A 19,466-nucleotide genomic window follows, 5' to 3' on the forward strand; every position below is an offset into this window, starting at 1 on the left:
GCACCCCGTGGTGCTCCGCGCCCTCCTGGTTCGCCCGCCCACGTCCCCCCCCCCCCCCCCCCCCCCCCCAACCCCGACCCCGCCCCGGCCGTCTCGCCTCGCCCCGCCGCCGCCCCGCCCGGCGGATCCGGGTCGTAGCGCCGCACCGATCCGCCACGCGTCACGGGCCGCCGCCCGCCGGTTGCTACGTTCGCCGTTCCCCGCCGCGTCCCGCGCACCCGCTCCGCGGGCGTCCCGGCGCGGCGACCGCGCCAGCCATCCCCGTCCCTCCCGGAGGACCCCGCATGACCCACGTCCTGATCGTCCTCACCGCCGCCGACCACCTGACCCTCGTCGACGGCACGAAGCACCCGACCGGGTTCTGGGCCGAGGAGCTCGTCGCGCCGTACCGGGCGTTCCACGAGGCCGGCTACGACATCACCATCGCCACGCCCGGCGGCGCCGAGCCGAAGGTCGACGAGGGCAGCCTGGCGCCCGAGGCCAACGACGGCGACGAGGAGAAGGTCCGCGAGCTGCGCGACGAGCTCAACGCGATCGGCCTGCAGCTGACGGCGCCCGCCAAGCTCGAGGGGATCGATCCGCACGAGTTCGACGTCGTCTTCGTCCCCGGCGGCCACGGGCCGATGGAGGACCTGGCGGTCGACGACACGACCGGCCGGATCCTCACCACGATGCTCGACGACGACGCGAAGATCGTCGCGTCCGTCTGCCACGGCCCCGCCGCGCTCCTCGCCGCGCGTCGCGGCGACGGCTCCTGGCCCTTCGCCGACCGCACCCTCACCGCGTTCACGAACGAGGAGGAGCACCAGGCCGGCCTGGGCGAGACCGTCGTCTGGCTGCTCGAGGATCGCCTGCGCGACGGCGGTGCGAAGTTCGAGTACGGCGAGCCGTGGGCCCCCTTCGTGATCGAGGACCGCAACCTGATCACCGGCCAGAATCCCGCGTCCTCGCAGCCCGTCGCCGACCGCATCGTCGCGCTGCTGGAGGAGCGCCGCCGCGCCGAGGAGGAGGCGGCCGAGGCCGCCGACGCCGAGGAGTAGCCCGCGCGGCGCGACGCCCTCCGCCCGCCATCGGGTCGTCCGACCGCAGGCGTGCCGCGGCACGCGCCGGCCTCGCCCGGCACCGGCCCGGCGACCTGCGGCGGCGGGCGACCGCACGCCGGCTACCCGGCGCCCGCCCCGTCCGACATACCGTCCACCCGTCCGCCGGCGCCCGAACCGGCGTTCGGCGGCGGTACCCTTCCTGGTCGCTCATCGGACCGCGGCCGCACGCCCCCGTGCCGCTCCGCCGCCGGTCCCCGATCGACCGCCCTCTCCCATGAACCCATCCCGTGCGCTCGCCGCGCTGCTCCTCGTCCCCGCCGCTCTCGCCGTCAGCGCGTGCGGCGAGCCGAAGGACGAGTCCTCCTCCACGCCGACGACCACCGCGTCGGCGCAGGCCTGCCAGAAGGACCAGCTCGACCTGGTCACCGGCGGCAAGCTGACGATCGCGACCGACAAGCCGGCGTACCCGCCGTACTTCGAGGACGACGACCCGAGCAACGGCAAGGGCTTCGAGAGCGCCGTCGGCTACGCGATCGCGGACGAGCTCGGCTTCGCGAAGAACGAGGTCACGTGGAAGACGGAGTCGTTCAACTCCTCCTACGCCCCGGGCCCGAAGCGCTTCGACTTCGACCTCAACCAGATCTCGATCACGCCCGAGCGCCAGAAGGCCGTCGACTTCTCGGACGAGTACTTCACCGCCCCGCAGGCCGTCGTCGTGCCGAAGGGCTCGAAGCTGAAGGACGCGACGTTCGCCGCGCTGCGCCAGGCGCAGCTGGGCGTGCAGATCGGCACCACCAGCCTGAAGGCGGTCTCGGCGTCGGTGAAGCCGACGAAGGACCCGAAGGTGTTCGACACCTCCAACGATGTCGTCACCGCGCTGAAGCAGGGCCAGGTCGACGCGGTCGTGGTCGACCTGCCGACGGCGTTCTACCTGACGGGCGCGCAGGTCGAGGGCGCGTCGATCCTGGGCCAGTTCGAGGCCCCGGGCGGCGACCGCTGGGGCGCCGTGCTGAAGAAGGGCTCGTCGCTGACCGCCTGCGTGTCGGACGCCATCGAGTCGCTGCGGCAGAACGGCGAGCTCGAGAAGATCACCGACCGCTGGCTCGGCGGCGGCGCGGACGTCCCCACCCTGCAGTAGGCGGCCGCGCCCCGGATGTCGACCACCCCGAGCCCCGCCGGCGCGCCGGACGCCGCGACGGCCCCGTCGCGGCGCGAGGTGCGCGCCGCCGCCAAGCGCCGGCGCGCCCGCCGCGACGTCCTCGTCGCCGTCGTCGCGACGATCGTCGTGCTCGGCGGCCTCGCGGCCGTCCTGCTCACCAGCCCGGGGTGGCCGAACGTCCGCGAGACGTTCTTCGACACGGACCAGTTCTCGAAGCACTTCCCCGACGTGCTCGGGGGCTTCTGGCTCGACGTCAAGCTGTTCGTGATCATCGAGCTCGGGGTGCTGGTCCTGGGCCTGCTGATCGCGGTCCTGCGCAGCACCCGCGCGCCGGTGCTCTTCCCGCTGCGGCTCGTCGCGACGGTCTTCACCGACGTGCTGCGCGGCATCCCGACGATCCTGCTCGTCTACCTGTTCGGCTTCGGCCTGCCCGCCCTGGAGCTGACCGGCGTGCCGACCGACCCGCTCGTCTGCGGGGCGATCGCCCTGACGCTGTCGTACTCCGCGTACGTCGCCGAGGTCTTCCGCTCGGGCATCGACTCGATCCACCCCGCGCAGCGCTCCGCCGCGCTCGCCCTCGGCCTGTCCGAGTCGCAGGCGCTGCGCCACGTCGTGCTGCCGCAGGCCGTGCGCCGCGTGGTGCCGCCGCTGCTCAACGACTTCATCGCCCTGCAGAAGGACGTGGCGATCGTCGGCATCCTCGGCCCGCAGGAGGCGTTCCGCATCGCGCAGATCTCGGCCGCCGAGCAGTTCAACTACACGCCGCTGATCGCCGCCGCCCTGCTCTACCTGTGCGTGACGATCCCGCTGGCCCGGCTGGTGGACTACATGCAGCACCGCAGCCGGGTGCGCCAGAACGCGGGGGCCCCGGCGTGAGCACCGACCCGACCGTCCCGCCCGCCGACGGCACGCCCGTCCTGGAGCTGCGCGGCGTCACGAAGCGCTACGGCGAGACGCCCGTGCTGCGCGGCGTCGACCTGGCCGTCCACGAGCACCGGGCGGTCGTGCTGATCGGCGCGTCCGGGTCGGGCAAGTCGACGCTGCTGCGCTGCGTGGACCTGCTCGAGGAGATCGACGACGGCGACGTCCTCGTCGACGGGCAGGTCATCACCGACCCGTCCGTGCGGGTCGTCGACGCACGCCGCCGGCTCGGCCTGGTCTTCCAGAGCTTCAACCTGTTCCCGCACCTGTCCGTCCTGGACAACGTCGTGCTCGCGCCCGCGAAGGTGCACGGCGTGGCGCGGCGCGAGGCCGAGGAGCGGGCGCGCGAGCTGCTGACGCGGTTCGGTCTGGGCGGCCGCGAGGGCGAGTTCCCCGACCGCCTGTCCGGCGGCCAGCAGCAGCGCGTGGCGATCGTCCGCGCGCTCGCCACGCGGCCCCGCGCGCTGCTGCTCGACGAGATCACCAGCGCGCTGGATCCGCTCCTCGTCGGCGAGGTGCTCGAGGTGGTGCGCGAGCTCAAGCGCGAGGGGATGACGATGGTCATCACCACGCACGAGATGAGCTTCGCCCGCGAGGTCGCCGACGAGGTCTGCTTCCTCCACGAGGGCCGCATCGTCGAGCGCGGGACGCCGGAGCAGCTGTTCACCGCGCCGCAGCAGGAGGAGACGAAGCGCTTCCTCCAGCGGCTGCTGTCCGCGCAGCAGCCGTAGCCGCCCGCACGACCGGCGCAAAGCGGCCACGATGTGGCCGCAGGCCGGCCTACGGTGTCCGCACCGGCCGCCCATCGGGGGCGGCCCGTCCCGGAGCAGCACCATGGAGATGAAGCTCGAGCTCGTCGCCGTCCCCGTCACGGACGTCGACCGCGCCAAGGCCTTCTACGAGCGGGCCGGCTTCCACGCCGACCACGACCACGTGATCTCGGACGACCTGCGGTTCGTGCAGCTGACCCCGCCGGGGTCGGCGTGCTCGATCGCGCTCGGCCGCGGGATCACGGACGCCGAGCCCGGATCGATCCGTGGCCTGCAGGTCGTCGTGGCCGACGCGGACGCCACGCGGGCGTGGCTGGTCGACCGCGGCGTCGACGCGTCCCCCGTCGAGGACTTCCCGTGGGGACGCTTCGTCTTCTTCGCCGACCCCGACGGCAACCGCTGGGCGGCGCAGCAGCTGCCGCCGCGCTGACGCGGGCGGCTACCGGCCGGGCGACGGCTTGCTCGGCTCGAGCAGGCCGTGGTCCAGGGCGTAGCGGACGAGCTCGGCGCGCGAGGACCGGCGCAGCTTCTGCTGGATGTGCGCGCGGTGGGACTCGACCGTGCGGACGGAGAGGAAGAGCTGCTCGCCGATCGCCGTGTTCGTGTGGCCCAGGGCGATCAGGCGCAGGACCTCCATCTCGCGCGGCGTCAGGTCGTCCGGCGGGCCGGTCTCGACCGGCGCGGCGGCGATGCGGGCGCCGAGCGAGGGGTGCAGGTACGTCTGGCCCTCGAGCGCCATGCGCACGGCCTGCACCAGCTCCGCGTCGGCGGCCTCCTTCAGCACGTAGCCGAGAGCGCCGTTGCGCAGGGCCTCGCGGGCGAACGCCGGGTCCTGCTGCATCGTCAGCACGACGATGCGCAGCCCGGGCGCGGCCTCGAGCAGCTGCGGGATGGCCGGCAGGCTGGGCTCGCCGGGCATGTTCAGGTCGAGCACGAGCACGTCGGGCTTGTGGGCGCGGACGGCGCGCAGCGCGGCCGGGACGTCGCCGGCCTCGGCGACGACCTCCAGATCCGGCTCGGCGTCCAGGACGAGCCGCAGCCCGCTGCGGACGATCGCGTGATCGTCGGCCAGGGCGACGCGCGTGACGGGGCCGGCAGAGGAGGACATCCCTCCACACGCTACCCGCCGCGTCGCCCCGTCCGCCACCGGAGCGGCCCGCGAGGGTCGTCCGGGGAAACTACGGTGCGGGATCCCGCGGGGATCGGTCTGCGGGAAACGCCCGATGCCCCGGGCGCGTGGGACGCCTACCTTCGGATCATCCCTTCTGCGAGGAGCGTCATGTTCACCCGGGTTCTGGTCGGCTTCGACGGCACGCCCGCATCGGTCAGCGCACTGCGCCTGGCCCACCGCCTGGCGGGACCGGGCGCCGATCTCATCGTCGCGAGCGTCGTGCCCGCGACGCGTCGCGGTCTGGGCGTCGCCGCGCCGGCCGACGCCACCGCGCACCTCGATCACGCCCGCGCGCTGCTGGGCCACCGCGGCCACGTCGAGTACGTGGCCCCGGCCGCGTCCTCGGTCTCGCGCGGCCTGCACCGGATCGCCGCCGAGACGATGTGCGACCTGATCGTCGTCGGCTCGAGCCGGCGGCGCGGGGCCGGCCACGTGCTGCTGGGCTCGAACTCCGAGGCGACCCTGCACGGCGCGCCCTGCGCCGTGGCGGTCGCGCCGGACGAGCCCCCGGCGCGCCTCGACCGCCTGGGCGTCATGTTCGACGGCACGCCCGCCGGCGAGCGCGTCGTGCGCGGCGCGGCGGAGCTGGCGCAGGGCCACGACGCGGCGCTGACCGTCCTGGCCGTCGTCGACACCCGGCACGACCGCGCCGCCTTCGCCGACGCCGGCCTGTCGGGGGACGCGCGGGCCGGAGCGCGGGCGGCCCTGGCCGCCGCCACCGCCGACCTGCCGGCCGTGCGGCGCGTGCACCGCCAGCTGCACCAGGGCGACCCGGTGCACGAGGCGCTGTCGCTCGGCCGCGACGTCGACCTGCTCGTCCTGGGCTCGCGCGGCCAGGGGGCCGTGCTGCGCCTGCTGCTGGGCAGCGTGAGCACGAAGGTCGTGCGCCGCGCCCGCTGCGCCGTGCTCGTCATGCCCGAGGGCGCGCGCGTGCCGGTCGCCGCGCCGGGCCTGCGCCCCGAGCCCGCGGCCGCCTAGGCCCCGCCCGGGAGCGGACGGCGTCCGCTCCCCGGCGCCGTCGGCGCCCCGCGACGGCGGTCCCGCCCGCGCCCCCGACGCCCCGTCCCGAGCCCCCGCGGCGCGCCGCGCCTCCGACGGCGTAAACGCCGTGCACGTGCCCGCGCGATCCGTCACACTGCCTGCGTCGGCCACGTCCCCCCTCCGGGGCCGACCCCCCCAATGGCTGTCCAGGAGCTCGACGACCACCGCCTACGCCGCCTGATCGCGGTCGGCCGATCCTTCGTGTCCGAGCTGGACCCGGAGACGCTGCTGGACGAGATCCTCGTCGCCGCGCAGGAGCTGACGGGCGCCCGCTACGCCGCCCTCGGCATCCTGGACGAGCGCCGCGAGCTGCTGGCCCGCTTCCTCACCCGCGGCGTGGACGACACGACCCACCGCGCGATCGGCGACCTGCCGCACGGGCGCGGCATCCTCGGCGTGCTCATCAACGAGCCCGAGCCGCTGCGCCTGGACGACCTGCAGTCGCACCCGCGGTCGTTCGGCTTCCCCGCCGGCCACCCGCCGATGACGACGTTCCTGGGCGTGCCGATCGTCGTGCGCGGCGCCGCGTGGGGCAACATCTACCTGACGGAGAAGGAGGGCGGCGAGCCGTTCGACGCCGCCGACGAGGAGGCGCTCGTCATCCTGGCCGACTGGGCCGCCGTCGCCGTCGAGAACTCCAACCTGTACGCGCGCCTGCGCAGCCGCCACGACGAGCTCGAGCAGCTCAACGAGGGGCTGGCCGCGACGACCGCCATCGCGCGGGCCATCGGCGCCGAGACCGAGCTCGAGCGCGTGCTCGAGCTGATCGTCAAGCGCGGCCGGGCGCTCGTCGACGCGCGGACGATGGTGATCTCGCTGCCCGACGGGGAGGACCTGGTCGTCGCCGCGGCCGCCGGCGTCTCCGACGGCGCCGCGTCCGGCAAGCGCCTGCCGATCGCGGGCTCGACGCAGGGCGCCGTGCTGCGCGACGGACAGCCGCGCCGCGTCACCACGCAGGCCCTCGAGCGCGACCCGTCGACGTTCGGCATCGGCGACGCCCGCACCGCCCTGCTCGTCCCGCTCGTCTTCCGCGGCCGCAACCTCGGCGTGCTGTCGGCGTTCGACCGCCTGGACAGCGACGACGGCTTCACGCCGAAGGACGAGGAGCTGCTGCGCGCGTTCGCCGCGAGCGCCGCGACGGCCGTCGCCACCGCCCAGACCGTCGGCGAGCAGCGGCTGCGCGACGCGCTGGACAGCGCCGAGCAGGAGCGCCGCCGGTGGGCCCGCGAGCTGCACGACGAGACGCTGCAGGGCCTCGCCGGCCTGCAGGTGCGCCTGTCGACGGCGCTGCGCCAGGGCGCCGACGCCCATCTGGCCGACGCCGTCCACGACGTCCTCGACCAGGTCGGCCTCGAGATCCGCAAGCTCCGCACCCTGATCACCGAGCTGCGCCCCGCGGCGCTGGACGAGCTCGGCCTGCAGCCGGCGCTCGAGAGCCTCGCGCGGGACGTCGGCGCCACGAGCGGCCTGCAGATCGACGTCGCCATCGAGCTGCCCGGCGGCGAGGGCGCGCGGACGCTCGGCCCCGAGTCCGAGACGACGGTGTACCGGCTGGTGCAGGAGGCGCTGACGAACGTCGTCAAGCACGCCGAGGCGCAGCGCGTCGTCGTCGAGGTGCGGCCCGAGGACCCGGACCTGGTCGTGGCCGTCCGGGACGACGGGCGCGGCGTCGACGCGGCGCGGCTGAAGGCGCGCGCCGGGTTCGGCGTCACCGGCATGCGCGAGCGGGCGCGTCTGGCCGGCGGCGAGCTGACGCTGGAGCCCGGCGCGACCGTCGGCACGGTGCTGCGGGCGCGGCTGCCGCTCGCGCGCCTGGCCCGCTGACGCCGGCGCCGGCCCGGTCGGGCCCGTCCCCGCGTCCTTCCGTCGTCGCGCCGCGCACGGCCGCGGACGTCGGCGGAACGCGACGAGGGGCGCGCCCCCCGGCACGCCCCTCGCAAGCTCGATGCGCGGTGCGGGATCTCCGAGGATCCCCCGCACCCGCACCGCCCGTGGTCGGCCCCCCGACCGACCACGGGGCCTCCTCACCGATCAGCCCTCGTGGGCGGCCCTCTGCTTCAGGGCGTCGAGCGGCGACTTCGCCGTCGAGAACCCGTCCGAGGTGATGCGGTGACGGAAGATCCAGTACGACCAGCCCTGGTAGAGGAAGACGACCGGCGCGATGAGGACCGCGACCCAGGTCATGACCTTCAGGGTGTAGTGCGACGAGGCGGCCTCGGCGACGGTCAGCGTGCCGGCCGGGTCGCCCGTCGAGGGCAGGACGTTGGGCCACAGCTGGGCGAAGAGCAGGACCGCGGCGCCGACGATCGTCAGCACGGTGCCGGCGAACGCGATGGCCTCGTTGTCCTTCAGCAGGGCCAGGCCCGAGCCGACGAGGCCCGCGACCGCCATCAGGACCCCGACGACGCCCAGGACGGCGATGCCGTCGCCCTGGCCGAGCAGCGACCACAGGCCGAAGGCGGCGACGAGGACGGTCGCGACCGGCCAGATCCCGAGGGCGAAGCGGCGGCTGCGCTCACGGAGCACGCCCTCCGTCCGCAGGCCCAGGAACGTGGCGCCGTGGAGCAGGAACAGGGCGAGGACCGCGACGACGCCGAGCAGCGCGTAGGGGCTGAGCAGGTCGAAGAACGAGCCGGTGTAGTCCGAGTTGGCGTCCATCTTGATCCCGCGGACCACGTTGGCCAGCGCGGCGGCGACCATGGCCGGGGCGAGCAGCGACGAGATCGCCAGCGCCCAGTCCCAGCGGGCGGTCCAGACGGGGTCGTTCTCCTGCTTGCGGCGGTACTCGATGGCGAGCACCCGCACGATCAGGGACACGAGGAGGATCAGCAGCGGCAGGTAGAGCGCGCTGAACATCGACGCGTACCAGTTGGGGAAGGCGGCGAAGGTGGCGCCGCCGGCGACGAGCAGCCACACCTCGTTCCCGTCCCAGACGGGGCCGAAGGTGCGCACCATCGCGTCGCGCTCCTCGGGCTTCTTGGCCAGCACCGGCAGCAGCATGCCGACGCCGAAGTCGAAGCCCTCGAGGACGAGGTAGCCGGCCCAGAAGACGGCGATGAGGAGGAACCAGAGAGTCGGGAGATCCATGAGGAGATCCGGTCGCGTTCGCGGGTCGGGGGGTCAGTAGGCGAGGGCGGGGACGCGCTCGCGCTCGGGGTTGGGGTTGGTGGAGTCCGCGCCGTCGGTCGGCGGGGCGTCGCTGCCCTCGGGGCCCTTGACGGCCAGGCGGGCGAAGAGCCGGAACTCGATGAAGCAGATGATCAGGTAGAGCCCCACGAACACCGAGAGCGAGATGACCATGGTCGAGACGCCGAGCTTCGACACCGCGTCCTCGGTCTTCAGCAGGCCGGTGACGACCCACGGCTGGCGGCCGACCTCGGTGAAGATCCAGCCGAACGCGTGGCCGAGGAAGCCGGCGGCCAGGCCGAACAGCGCCAGGCGACGGAACCAGGTCTTCTGCGTCAGGCCCTCGATGCCGGCCTTCGAGCGGTGCATGACCCACAGGCCCGCGGCGGCGAAGGCGAACATGAAGATGCCGAAGCCCATCATCAGGCGGAAGGACCAGTACGTGATGCCGACGGTCGGGTAGTACTCGCCCGGGCCGTACTTCGCGACGGCCTCGCGCTGCAGGTCGTTGATGCCCTTGACGGTGCCGTTCGGGTCGTTCGTCGCCATGAAGGACGTGAGCTTCGGGATCTTGATCTCGAAGTGCGTGCGCTCCGGCTTCTTCTCGAACGGCGAGATGTTCATGAGCGACAGGCCGGCGCCCTTCTCCGTGTCGTACAGCGCCTCGGCGGCGGCCATCTTCATGGGCTGCTTCTCGGTCATGTACTGGCCGAAGAAGTGGCCGACGACCATCGTCAGGACCGCGGTGACGAGCATCGTGCGCAGGCCCCAGTCGAGCGAGCGACGGAAGAACGCCGTCTCGTGGCCGGGCTTGCGGGACAGGTGCCAGATCGAGATGCCGGCGATCAGGCCCGCGGCGGTCAGGATCGCGGCCGGGATCGTGTGCAGGTAGGCGAAGAGCGCGGTCGGGCTGGAGAGGACGGCCCAGATCGAGGTCAGGACGGCGTTGCCGGTCTCGGGGTCGATCTTGTAGCCGACCGGGTTCTGCATCCAGCCGTTGGCGGCGAGGATGAAGAAGGCCGACAGGTTCGTGCCGATGAAGACGAGCCAGATCGAGGCGAGGTGCAGCTTCTTCGGCAGGTGGTCCCAGCCGAAGATCCACAGGCCGAGGAACGTCGACTCCAGGAAGAACGCCGCCAGGCCCTCCATCGCGAGCGGGGCGCCGAAGACGTCACCGACGTAGCGCGAGTACGCGCTCCAGGCCATCCCGAACTGGAACTCCTGGACGATGCCGGTCGCGATGCCGATCGCGAAGTTGACGAGCAGCAGCTTGCCCCAGAAGCGGGTCATGCGCTTGTACTGCTCGTCGCCTGTACGGACCCACTTGGTCTGCATGACCGCGACGATCCCCGAGAGGCCGATCGTCAGCGGGACGAAGATGAAGTGGATGACGGTGGTGAAGGCGAATTGCCAGCGTGCGAGTTCGAGGAGCATGGGCAGCGTTCCCGGAAGGGGGGGCGAGAAGGGGTCGGACCCGGCGTACGTCGGGCGTCATCCACGGTACGAACGGGCCGTCTCGGTTCCATCGGGGGCGTGCCGTGCGCCGGTGCGGGGAACTACGGGACCGGGTCGCGGGGGTTCTGCGGTCCAGCCCGGAGGGGGCCGGACGAGCGGCGTCCGGCGCCGGGGCGGGGCGCCGTGCGGCGGGTGGCCGGCACGGGTCCGCGGTCCGCGGCGCCCGTCGGGGGCGCCGCGACGGGCGGCTCAGTCCTCGTCGCCGCCGAGCAGCTCGACGCCCGGGTCGCCCTCGGACGCGAGGATGCGGTGCTCGGCCTCCGGGTCGGCGACGCCCGCCGGGATGCGGGCGACGGCCTGCTCCAGCCCGAGCTCGTCCACGTCCGCCAGGAAGGGGGCCAGGCGCGCGCCCGCGACCTTCTGGGCCGGCCACCACGGGGAGCGGTGCGAGACCTGCGTGTCGACGATCTCGCCGCCCTCGACGCGCCCGGACAGGTAGAGCGGGGCCTCGCCCGTCCACAGGGTCGCGCGCAGGCGCCCGGCGAAGGCCAGCTCGGGCACGTCCAGCCCGGCGCGGCGGGCGATGACGGTCGCCACGGCGTCCGCCTGCTGCGTCGCCAGTCCGCCCTGCTTGAGCGGGTAGGCGGCGCCGTCCCCGATGGCGTGGACGTCGGCGACCCCCTCGACCGCGAACGACGGGTCCACGCGCACGAAGCCGTGCTCGTCGAGCGGCAGGCCCTGGATGGGCGGGCCGTACAGCCGCGGCAGCGCGACCACGCGGTCGGCGGGCAGGCGCTCGTCCCCGTGCAGCACGAGCGCGTGGCTCTCGCGGCTGGCGACGGTGCGGCCGGTCAGCACGCGCACGCCGGCGTCCTCGAGCAGCGACGCGACGGCGGCGGAGCCCGCGCCCCGGAAGACCTCGAGCGGGGCGCTCTCGTGGGTGACCACGGTGACGGCGCCCCCCTCGGCGTCCATCCCCGCGGCGCGCCGGGCGCTCATCAGCGCCAGCTCGTACAGCGGCAGGGTCCAGTACGAGCCGGGCGGGGCGACGAACACGACGTGGCGAACCGTGCCGTCCTCGAGCTCGCGGACCGTCCAGTGCAGGTCGTCCGCGTGCTCGGCGGTGAACGTCGTGGCGTGCGCGACCGCCGCCTCGGTGCGGGCGCCCGGGGCCAGGACCAGCTCGTCGTACGGCAGCTCGCGCTCGCCCAGGTCGACGACCTTCTCGCCCGGCTTCACGGCCCGCACGGCGCCGGTGACGAGCTCGGCCCCCAGGGCGGTGGTCAGCGCCTGCAGGTCGTAGTGGCGCGACGCCTGGGTGAACGGCTCGGACACCGACTCGGGCCGCAGGTGCAGCGAGGGCCGCGGCGAGACGACCGTCGCCCGGACGGCGTCGCGCGCGACGGAGCGCAGCGCGAGCAGCAGCTCCACCGCGGCGATCCCGCCGCCGGCGACCACGACACGGACAGGGCGAGCGTCGGCCATGTCCGCCAGGCTACGCGTCCCGGCCGGGGAGGGCCAGGAACGGCGGTCTGCGCCCGCTCAGCCGGCGTGGTCGCCGTCCGCCGCGACGTGCTCGCGGGGGTCGACGTCGTCGTCGACGGGGATGCCGGCGAGGACCGCGGCGCGCTTCATCGCCTGGTCGAGCCCCTCGGGGGTCTGCAGGTCGATCTCGTCGAACAGCCCGGCGCGCATCGCGATGCCGCGGGTGGCGCGCATCTTGGCGTTCTCGAGGTTCATCAGGGCGATCTCGAACTCGCGGTTGGCGCGATCGTCGACGCCCTCGCGGAACGCCTCGATGGCGGCGATCGCCTCGTCGATGGTGTGCTTGATCGTGACCATGGGTGAGCGGCCGGCGGGCGACTGCGCGCGCCGACGAGGGGCGATGGTGTCACCTAGGACGACCGGCCGCATCCCGAACGCCGTTCCTCCCAACGGGTGATCGACCCGGAGCGGTCGCGCGCGGACGCGATCGGTCCGCGAGGGTGCGACGCGTCACGCGTCGGGCTCGCGCAGCACGCCCGCGAGGGCGCGGAACGCCCGCTCCAGGCGCTCCAGGTCGCGGGCGCGCAGCGCCGAGCGCAGGTCCTCGCGGGCGGCCGCGACGGCCGGGCGCGACGGACGCCGACGGACGCGGTCGGTGCGGACGGCCGGCGGCCCGGGCAGCCCCTCGCCGAGCGGCGAGGGCACCCACGCCAGGCCGGCGGCGCGCGCCCGGGCCACGAAGGCCGCCGCGTCGTCGGCGCAGGCGGCCAGCTCGGCGTCGGCCGCGCCGTCGGGCGTGCGCCGCCGCCGCTCGAGCGCGCGCTGCCACCGGGCGGCCAGCTCCTGCCCGGCCGTCCACGTCTCGTGCCGCGACCGGGTGGCGGCCGCCGGCGTCGGGTCTGCGCGCTGCTGCACCGCTGCTCCTCGCCCGCGGCCCGTCCGGACCGCGCGGCGGCACCCTACGGGCGCCGCCGGGGCGGGTCAAGCGCGGGACGGCCGCCCGCCCCGCGGGGTCGCCGGATCAGCCGGGCAGCGGCGCCGACGCGGGGCCGTCGACCCGGGCGTTCGGGTCGATCGGCAGCTCGAAGTGCGCCACCCCGTCCACGGTGCTGCGCTGCACGAGCAGCCCGGACGTCGAGAGCATGTCGATCATGTCGCGGTTGCTCGGCTGCACCTCGGCGACCAGACGGACGATGCCGCGATGGCGCGCCTCGTCGACGAGCTGCCGCAGGAGCGCCGTCCCGATGCCCAGGCGGTGGTGCCCGTCGGCCACCTCGAAGGCGATCTCGGCGGCGCCCGCGCCGAGCGGCACGTACGTCCCGTGCCCGATGAGCTCCTCGGTCTCCGGCCGCAGCGCCAGCACGCCGAAGCCCCCGTGGTCGCCCGCGTGGGCGTCGTTGCGCGCCGCCGCCGTCAGGTTGGGCCCGGCGGTGAAGAAGCGCAGCCAGCGGGACTCGCCGGTGACGTGCCGCAGCAGCTCGAGCAGCCGCGGCTCGTCGTCCGGGCGCACCGGGCGGAGCACCGCCCGGCTGCCGTCGCGGAGGATGATCGGGGCGTCCACGCTCATGGTGCCCGGCAGGCTAGAACAGCCCGCGCGGCCCGTCGTCGTATGAGACGAGCAGGCACTTCGTCTGCGTGTAGTGGTCGAGCATCATCTTGTGCGTCTCGCGCCCGACGCCGGACGCCTTGTAGCCGCCGAACGCCGCGCCCGCCGGGTACACGTGGTAGCAGTTCGTCCACACGCGTCCGGCCTGGATCGCCCGGCCGACGCGGAACGCGCGCGAGCCGTCGCGGGTCCAGACGCCGGCGCCCAGGCCGAAGATCGTGTCGTTGGCGATGCGGATCGCGTCCGCCTCGTCCTCGAACGTCGTGACCGCCAGCACGGGCCCGAAGATCTCCTCCTGGAAGACCCGCATGCCGTTGTCGCCCTTCAGCACGGTCGGGGCGTAGAACGCGCCGTCCGCCAGCGGGCCGTCGAGCTGCGGGCGCTCGCCGCCGATGAGCACCTCGGCGCCCTCGTCCCGGCCGATCGCCACGTAGCGCTCGATCGTCTCGCGCTGGTGGTCGGACACCTGCGGGCCGATCTGCGTGGCCGGGTCGAGCGGGTCGCCCTGCACGATCGCGGCGATGCGCTCCAGGCAGCGGGCCATGAAGCGGTCGTAGATCGACGCCTGGATCAGCGCGCGGGACGGGCAGGTGCAGACCTCGCCCTTGTTGAACGCGTAGAGGACCAGGCCCTCGATCGCCTTGTCGAGGAACGCGTCGTCGGCGTCCATCACGTCGGCGAAGAAGACGTTCGGCGACTTGCCGCCCAGCTCGGTCGTCGACGGGATCAGGCGGTCCGCCGCGTAGCGCATGATCCGCTGGCCGATCTCGGTCGAGCCCGTGAACGCGATCTTCGCGATGCGCGGATTCGTCGCGAGCGCCTCGCCGATCGACCCGCCGGGGCCGTTGACGACGTTGAGCACGCCCTTCGGGACGACGTCGCCGATGATCTCGCAGAGCTTCAGGATCGACCACGGCGTCGGGCTCGCCGGCTTGACCACCGTGCAGTTGCCGGCGGCCAGGGCCGGGGCGATCTTCCACGCCGCCATCAGGAGCGGGAAGTTGAACGGGATGATCTGCCCGACGACGCCCAGCGGCTCCTTGAAGTGGTACGCGTACGTCTGCGCGTCGATCTCGCTGATCGACCCCTCCTCCGCGCGGATCACGCCGGCGAAGTAGCGGAAGTGGTCGATCGCCAGGGGCACGTCGGCGGCGAGCGTCTCGCGGACCGGCTTGCCGTTGTCCCAGCTCTCGGCCACCGCGAGCTCCTCGAGGTGCGCCTCCATCGCGTCGGCGACGGCGTTCAGCACGGCGGAGCGCTCCGCCGGCGACCGGCGGGCCCAGTCGTCCTTCGCCGCGTGCGCGGCGTCGAGCGCCACCTCGACGTCCGCGGGCGTCGAGTCGGCGACCTCGCAGATCACCTCGCCGGTGACGGGCGTGCGGTTGGCGCGGTAGCGCCCGTCGACCGGCGGCACGAACGCGCCGCCGATGTAGTTGCCGTAGCGCTCCCGCACCGTGACGGGGCTCCCGGGGGTGCCCGGCGCGGCGAAGGCGGTGCGCTCGACGGTGGCCATGGTGTGCTCCTTCGGATCGATCCCCGCGGCTACGCGGTCGCGGCCGCGGCGGTGGTGGCGGCGGCGCGCCCGTCCGCGTCGCGCAGGTCGAAGACCGTGCGGGCCGCGCCGGCGCTGCCGTCCAGGACGGACGCGATCGCCTCGTTGACGTCGTCGAGGTGGCACTCGGTGCGCTCGACCTTCGTCAGGCCGCGGCGGTGCAGCTCGAAGACCTCGACGAGGTCCTGGTGCGTGCCGACGATCGAGCCCTTGACGCTCAGGCCGCCGAGGACGGTCTCGAAGATCGGGATCTCCATGCCGTTGTCGGCGGGCAGGCCGACGCACACGAGCGTGCCGCCACGGGCGAGGGAGCCGAGCGCCTGCTCGAACGCCTTCGGGCTGACCGCGGTGGCGATCGCCGCGTCCGCGCCGCCGAGGGCCTGGATCGCCTCGATCGGGTCCTCCTTGCGCGGGTTGACGACGTGCTCGGCGCCGAGGGCCTTCGCCGTCTCCAGGCGCTCGTCGTTCAGGTCGACCGCGATCACGGACGCGCCGGTGATGCGGGCGTACTGCAGCGCCATGTGGCCCAGGCCGCCGACGCCGAAGATCGCGACGCGGCTGGAGGACGTGCAGCCGGACTCCTTCACGGCCTTGTACGTCGTCACGCCGGCGCACGTGAGCGGGGCCGCGTCGAGCGGGTCGATGCCGTCGGGCACGATCACCGCGTGGCGGGCGTAGGCGACGAGGTGCTCGGCGAACCCGCCGTCGATGGCGTAGCCCGTGTTCAGCTGCTGCTCGCAGAGCGTCTCGCGCCCGGAGTTGCAGTAGCGGCAGTCGCCGCAGGCGTAGCCCAGCCACGGGACGGCGATGCGCATGCCGACCTCGAGGCCGTGCGCGTTGCCCGGCCCGACCTTCTCGACGATGCCGACCGCCTCGTGGCCCGGGATGAACGGCGGCTCGGGCTTGACCGGCCAGTCGCCGTGGGCGGCGTGGATGTCCGTGTGGCACAGGCCGGACGCCTCGACCCGGACGAGGACCTGCTCGGCCCCGGGCTCGGGGACGGGCACGTCCTCGACGACGAGGGGCTCGGTGAAGCTGTGGACGACGGCGGCCTTCATGGCGGACTCCAGGGGTGGGCTCGATGACGAGGAGCCCCAGCCTCCCGCGCCGAGCGCGTCGCGGCATCCGGGCGGGCTGCGCGACCGGCATCCGTAGTTCGCGCGGGTGGGGCCGGCCGCGGCGGCCGGCCCCGGCGGGGACTAGCCCAGCACCCCGTGCCGGACGGTGTCCTCGCTGACCGAGCGCGCCTCGACGAACTGCAGCAGGTAGTCCGGGCCGCCGGCCTTCGGCCCCGTGCCGGACAGGCGTCCGCCGCCGAACGGCTGGCGGCCGACCATGGCGCCCGTGCACGGCTGGTTGACGTACAGGTTGCCCACGGGCGCGCGGCGCTCGACCGCCGCGATCGTCGCGGGGCTGCGCGAGTACAGGCCGCCGGTCAGGGCGAACCGCGAGCGCTCCATCTCCTGCAGGCCGTGGTCGACGTCGCGCACGCGCTCGACGGAGAGGACCGGCCCGAAGATCTCGTCCGTGACGACGGGCGAGTCCTTCGGCAGGTCGACGAAGAGCGCCGGCGCGGCGTAGAAGCCCTCCTCGGGCACGTCGACGGTAGCGGCCGGGGTGCCGCCGAGCTGCGTGTAGCGGGCGATCCGCTCCTGCGCCTCGGGGTCGATGACCGGCGGGACGTCGGTGCCGAACGCCTCGGGCGGTCCGACGACGAGCGTGTCGACCGCGCCCTTCAGGCGCGCGACCAGCTCGTCCGCGATCGCCTCGTGGACGAGCACCCGCGACGCCGCCGAGCACTTCTGGCCGGCGAACGCGAACGCGGACTTCAGGATGCCCGGCACCGCGTCGTCGAGGTCCGCGTCGGCGTCCACGATGATGCAGTTCTTGCCGCCCATCTCGGCGACGACCTTCTTCAGGTGCCCCTGCTCGGGCCCGACCTTCGCGGCCTCGGAGAGGATGGAGAGGCCCGCGGCGCACGAGCCCGTGAACGCGATGGTGTGGACGAGCGGGTGGGCGACGAGCGCGCGCCCCGGCTCGTCACCGCCGGGCAGCAGGTGCAGCACGTCGCGCGGCACGCCGGCGTCGTGCAGGGTGCGGACGATCAGGTCGCCGCAGGCCGGCGACTGCTCGGCCGGCTTGAGCACGACGGCGTTGCCGGTGACGAGCGCGGCCGAGACCATGCCCGTCGGGATCGCGAGCGGGAAGTTCCACGGCGCGATGACGGCGGCGACGCCGCGGCCGACGTAGCGCAGCGCGTTGCGCTCGCCCGGCATCTGCAGCAGCGGGCGGCCGTCGTCCAGCGCCGCGGCGGACAGGGCGTAGTACTCGAGGAAGTCGATCGCCTCGCCGACGTCGGCGTCCGCCTCGGCCCACGGCTTGCCGCACTCGCGCAGAGCGAGCGCCGCGGCCTCGAGCCGGCGCGAGCGCAGCAGGGCGGCGGCCCGGCGGACGATCTCGGCGCGCTCGTGGTGCGTGCGCTCGGCCCACGCCGGCTGCGCGGCGGTCGCGACGCGGACGGCCTCGTCGGCCTGCGCCGCGGACGCGCCCTGCACGCGGGCGACGACGCGCGACGGCTGCGCCGGGTCGACGGAGTCGAACGCCTCGCCGGCGCGCTCGTCGGCCCCGATCAGGACGGGGACGTCGAGCGGCAGACGGGCGTCGAGGGCCTCGAGCGCCGCGGTCGCGCGGGCGCGCACCTCGGCGCGGCGCAGCTCGAGGGCGGGCTCGTTCATGAACGGCGTGATGCTCACGGCGCCTCCAGGAGGGTGTCGATGTCGGCGCCGCTGGCCTGGGCGCTCAGGAAGGAGTCGTTGCTCGTGTTCTCGAGCAGGCGGCGGACGAGGTAGGACATGCCCGCGACGATGTCGCCGAGCGGGCAGTAGCAGCGCACGCGCCGGCCGTCGGCCACCAGGGCCTTCAGCGTGTCGTCGCCCAGGCCGCGCAGCACCTGGAACTCGATGTCCGCCCCGCGCGCGTCGGCGTAGGCCGCGGCGTGCGCGATCGAGCGCAGGTTGTGCGACGCGATCGCCGCGCGGACCTTGCCGGTGGCGGTCGCGTCGATGAGCCGCCGCGAGAGCGCCTCGTAGTTGCGGTCGCAGGCGCGGCGGCCGTCGATGACGGGCGAGGACCAGCCGTGGCGCGCGGCCTCGATCATCTCGTGGTCCCAGTAGGCGCCCTTGACCAGGCGGATCGTGAACGGCTGCTCGGCGTCGCGCGCCTGCGCCCAGTCCAGCAGCCGCTCGAGGTGGTCGGGGGACTCCACGAGGTAGCCCTGCAGCACGATGCCCGCGGACGGCCCGGCGCGGAACTCGGGCTCGGACAGCAGGCGCAGCGTCAGCTCGGTGATCGCCTCGCGGGTGTCGAACGACTCCATGTCGACGTGCAGGTGCGCGCCGGTGTCGCGGGCCACGCGCAGCAGGCCGCGCAGGCGGTCGGCGGCGCCGGCGATGCCGCGCTCGGGGTCGTTGGGGTGCAGGTGCGGCGTGAGCGCCGAGACCTTCACGGACAGGTTGACCCGCGGGATCGGGCCGGCGGCGTCGCGCTCGAGCAGCGGCTGCGACGGCCAGCGCGCCGCGGCGGCCTGCAGCGTGCGCAGCGTCTCGGCGCACCGTGCGGCGTACGAGTCCGCCTCGGCCTCGGTCACCGTCGTCTCGCCGAGCAGGTCGACGGTCGCCGCCGCGCCGGAGCGCCACAGCTTCTCGACCCCGGGCACGGACGACGCCGCGTCCTCGCCGACGATGAAGCGGTGCGCCATGCCGCGCACGCCGAGCGCCGCGACGCCGGCCGTGGCCGCGCGGGTGGTGCGGCGCGTGGCCATGCGGGCGCCGCGCTGCCCGAGGGCCGAGCCCTCGGCCTGCGCCAGCAGCTCGCCCAGGTGCCGGGCCACGTCGCGCTCGTCGCGGCACGCGGGGCGCACGTCGACGAAGCGGAAGATCGCGGCGCGCAGCGCGGGATCGTCCATCAGCCGGCCCATCAGGGCGCGCTCGGCCAGCGCCTTGGGGGTGCGGCCCGAGGGCAGCGCGGCCGCCAGCCGACGGCCGACGCGGTCGATCGCCGGCGCCAGGTCGGGCGCGGGTTCGAGGGTGGTCGCCATGGCGGCATGATCCTCGGGCGGCGGGCGGCGATCTGCGGCCG

At 74.5% G+C, this 19,466-nt stretch carries 18 protein-coding genes; 7 read left to right on the forward strand and 11 right to left on the reverse strand.

Annotated features, from left to right (window positions below; genetic code table 11):
* Positions 1 to 284: 284 nt before the first annotated feature.
* From J3P29_RS00005 to J3P29_RS00025, 5 genes are all read left to right on the forward strand, one after another.
* Positions 285 to 1,040 (forward strand): type 1 glutamine amidotransferase domain-containing protein, encoded by a 756-nt coding sequence (locus J3P29_RS00005; protein ID WP_210490916.1) that lies wholly within the window; start codon positions 285 to 287, stop codon positions 1,038 to 1,040.
* Between the two features lie 277 nt (positions 1,041 to 1,317).
* The gene (locus tag J3P29_RS00010; protein ID WP_210490917.1) at positions 1,318 to 2,181 is read left to right on the forward strand and encodes an ABC transporter substrate-binding protein; all 864 of its coding nucleotides are present in this window, start codon (positions 1,318 to 1,320) and stop codon (positions 2,179 to 2,181) included.
* Between the two features lie 15 nt (positions 2,182 to 2,196).
* Positions 2,197 to 3,078 carry an amino acid ABC transporter permease gene (locus J3P29_RS00015; protein ID WP_210490918.1) on the forward strand — a complete coding sequence of 294 codons (882 nt, stop codon included), beginning with the start codon at positions 2,197 to 2,199 and terminating at the stop codon, positions 3,076 to 3,078.
* Positions 3,075 to 3,854, forward strand: a complete 780-nt coding sequence (locus J3P29_RS00020) for an amino acid ABC transporter ATP-binding protein (RefSeq protein WP_210490919.1) — start codon at positions 3,075 to 3,077, stop codon at positions 3,852 to 3,854. Before J3P29_RS00015 ends, J3P29_RS00020 begins: the two co-directional genes overlap by 4 nt.
* A 103-nt stretch (positions 3,855 to 3,957) precedes the next feature.
* On the forward strand, positions 3,958 to 4,323 hold the full coding sequence (locus J3P29_RS00025) for a VOC family protein (protein WP_210490920.1): 366 nt from the start codon (positions 3,958 to 3,960) through the stop codon (positions 4,321 to 4,323).
* A gap of 9 nt (positions 4,324 to 4,332) precedes the next feature.
* On the opposite strand, the gene J3P29_RS00030 is transcribed toward J3P29_RS00025, so the two are convergent.
* Positions 4,333 to 5,001 (reverse strand): response regulator transcription factor, encoded by a 669-nt coding sequence (locus J3P29_RS00030; RefSeq protein WP_210490922.1) that lies wholly within the window; start codon positions 4,999 to 5,001, stop codon positions 4,333 to 4,335.
* Positions 5,002 to 5,172: 171 nt separating this feature from the next.
* Here J3P29_RS00030 and J3P29_RS00035 point away from each other — a divergent pair, with 171 nt between their 5' ends.
* Both J3P29_RS00035 and J3P29_RS00040 read left to right on the forward strand, forming a co-directional pair.
* Positions 5,173 to 6,042, forward strand: coding sequence for a universal stress protein (locus J3P29_RS00035; protein WP_210490923.1), 870 nt, complete (start codon positions 5,173 to 5,175; stop codon positions 6,040 to 6,042).
* 201 nt (positions 6,043 to 6,243) lie between these two features.
* Entirely contained in the window at positions 6,244 to 7,929 is a 1,686-nt protein-coding gene (locus J3P29_RS00040; protein ID WP_210490924.1) for a GAF domain-containing sensor histidine kinase, read from the forward strand.
* Between the two features lie 207 nt (positions 7,930 to 8,136).
* On the opposite strand, the gene cydB is transcribed toward J3P29_RS00040, so the two are convergent.
* From cydB to J3P29_RS00090, 10 genes are all read right to left on the reverse strand, one after another.
* Positions 8,137 to 9,192 carry a cytochrome d ubiquinol oxidase subunit II gene (gene cydB, locus J3P29_RS00045; protein WP_210490925.1) on the reverse strand — a complete coding sequence of 352 codons (1,056 nt, stop codon included), beginning with the start codon at positions 9,190 to 9,192 and terminating at the stop codon, positions 8,137 to 8,139.
* 33 nt (positions 9,193 to 9,225) lie between these two features.
* Positions 9,226 to 10,665: a cytochrome ubiquinol oxidase subunit I gene (locus J3P29_RS00050; RefSeq protein ID WP_210490926.1), complete on the reverse strand. Its 1,440-nt coding sequence runs from the start codon at positions 10,663 to 10,665 to the stop codon at positions 9,226 to 9,228.
* Between the two features lie 270 nt (positions 10,666 to 10,935).
* Positions 10,936 to 12,171, reverse strand: coding sequence for an FAD-dependent oxidoreductase (locus J3P29_RS00055; RefSeq protein ID WP_210490927.1), 1,236 nt, complete (start codon positions 12,169 to 12,171; stop codon positions 10,936 to 10,938).
* Positions 12,172 to 12,228: 57 nt separating this feature from the next.
* A complete protein-coding gene (locus J3P29_RS00060; RefSeq protein WP_210490928.1) occupies positions 12,229 to 12,528 on the reverse strand; it encodes a hypothetical protein in 300 nt (99 codons plus the stop codon).
* Positions 12,529 to 12,681: 153 nt separating this feature from the next.
* Positions 12,682 to 13,086 carry a hypothetical protein gene (locus tag J3P29_RS00065; protein WP_210490929.1) on the reverse strand — a complete coding sequence of 135 codons (405 nt, stop codon included), beginning with the start codon at positions 13,084 to 13,086 and terminating at the stop codon, positions 12,682 to 12,684.
* Between the two features lie 106 nt (positions 13,087 to 13,192).
* Positions 13,193 to 13,738, reverse strand: a complete 546-nt coding sequence (locus J3P29_RS00070) for a GNAT family N-acetyltransferase (RefSeq protein ID WP_210490930.1) — start codon at positions 13,736 to 13,738, stop codon at positions 13,193 to 13,195.
* Positions 13,739 to 13,751: 13 nt separating this feature from the next.
* Positions 13,752 to 15,290 carry an aldehyde dehydrogenase family protein gene (locus J3P29_RS00075; protein ID WP_210490932.1) on the reverse strand — a complete coding sequence of 513 codons (1,539 nt, stop codon included), beginning with the start codon at positions 15,288 to 15,290 and terminating at the stop codon, positions 13,752 to 13,754.
* 29 nt (positions 15,291 to 15,319) lie between these two features.
* On the reverse strand, positions 15,320 to 16,387 hold the full coding sequence (locus J3P29_RS00080) for a zinc-dependent alcohol dehydrogenase (protein ID WP_210490933.1): 1,068 nt from the start codon (positions 16,385 to 16,387) through the stop codon (positions 15,320 to 15,322).
* A gap of 141 nt (positions 16,388 to 16,528) precedes the next feature.
* Entirely contained in the window at positions 16,529 to 18,082 is a 1,554-nt protein-coding gene (locus J3P29_RS00085; RefSeq protein ID WP_210490934.1) for an aldehyde dehydrogenase family protein, read from the reverse strand.
* The gene (locus tag J3P29_RS00090) at positions 18,079 to 19,425 is read right to left on the reverse strand and encodes a proline dehydrogenase family protein (RefSeq protein WP_210490935.1); all 1,347 of its coding nucleotides are present in this window, start codon (positions 19,423 to 19,425) and stop codon (positions 18,079 to 18,081) included. The genes J3P29_RS00085 and J3P29_RS00090 overlap by 4 nt, the downstream gene beginning before the upstream one ends.
* Between the last annotated feature and the right edge of the window lie 41 nt (positions 19,426 to 19,466).

The sequence above is a fragment of the Patulibacter sp. SYSU D01012 genome (genome assembly GCF_017916475.1).
Taxonomy (GTDB): Bacteria; Actinomycetota; Thermoleophilia; order Solirubrobacterales; family Solirubrobacteraceae; genus Patulibacter.

Excerpts from the sequence above, each read along its gene's own strand:
- J3P29_RS00005 (WP_210490916.1), top strand. The coding sequence starts at position 285 with ATGACCCACGTCCTGATCGTCCTCACCGCCGCCGACCACCTGACCCTC.
- J3P29_RS00010 (WP_210490917.1), top strand. The coding sequence starts at position 1,318 with ATGAACCCATCCCGTGCGCTCGCCGCGCTGCTCCTCGTCCCCGCCGCT.
- J3P29_RS00015 (WP_210490918.1), top strand. The coding sequence starts at position 2,197 with ATGTCGACCACCCCGAGCCCCGCCGGCGCGCCGGACGCCGCGACGGCC.
- J3P29_RS00025 (WP_210490920.1), top strand. The coding sequence starts at position 3,958 with ATGGAGATGAAGCTCGAGCTCGTCGCCGTCCCCGTCACGGACGTCGAC.
- J3P29_RS00030 (WP_210490922.1), bottom strand. The coding sequence starts at position 5,001 with ATGTCCTCCTCTGCCGGCCCCGTCACGCGCGTCGCCCTGGCCGACGAT.
- J3P29_RS00035 (WP_210490923.1), top strand. The coding sequence starts at position 5,173 with ATGTTCACCCGGGTTCTGGTCGGCTTCGACGGCACGCCCGCATCGGTC.
- J3P29_RS00040 (WP_210490924.1), top strand. The coding sequence starts at position 6,244 with ATGGCTGTCCAGGAGCTCGACGACCACCGCCTACGCCGCCTGATCGCG.
- cydB (WP_210490925.1), bottom strand. The coding sequence starts at position 9,192 with ATGGATCTCCCGACTCTCTGGTTCCTCCTCATCGCCGTCTTCTGGGCC.
- J3P29_RS00050 (WP_210490926.1), bottom strand. The coding sequence starts at position 10,665 with ATGCTCCTCGAACTCGCACGCTGGCAATTCGCCTTCACCACCGTCATC.
- J3P29_RS00055 (WP_210490927.1), bottom strand. The coding sequence starts at position 12,171 with ATGGCCGACGCTCGCCCTGTCCGTGTCGTGGTCGCCGGCGGCGGGATC.
- J3P29_RS00060 (WP_210490928.1), bottom strand. The coding sequence starts at position 12,528 with ATGGTCACGATCAAGCACACCATCGACGAGGCGATCGCCGCCATCGAG.
- J3P29_RS00070 (WP_210490930.1), bottom strand. The coding sequence starts at position 13,738 with ATGAGCGTGGACGCCCCGATCATCCTCCGCGACGGCAGCCGGGCGGTG.
- J3P29_RS00075 (WP_210490932.1), bottom strand. The coding sequence starts at position 15,290 with ATGGCCACCGTCGAGCGCACCGCCTTCGCCGCGCCGGGCACCCCCGGG.
- J3P29_RS00080 (WP_210490933.1), bottom strand. The coding sequence starts at position 16,387 with ATGAAGGCCGCCGTCGTCCACAGCTTCACCGAGCCCCTCGTCGTCGAG.
- J3P29_RS00090 (WP_210490935.1), bottom strand. The coding sequence starts at position 19,425 with ATGGCGACCACCCTCGAACCCGCGCCCGACCTGGCGCCGGCGATCGAC.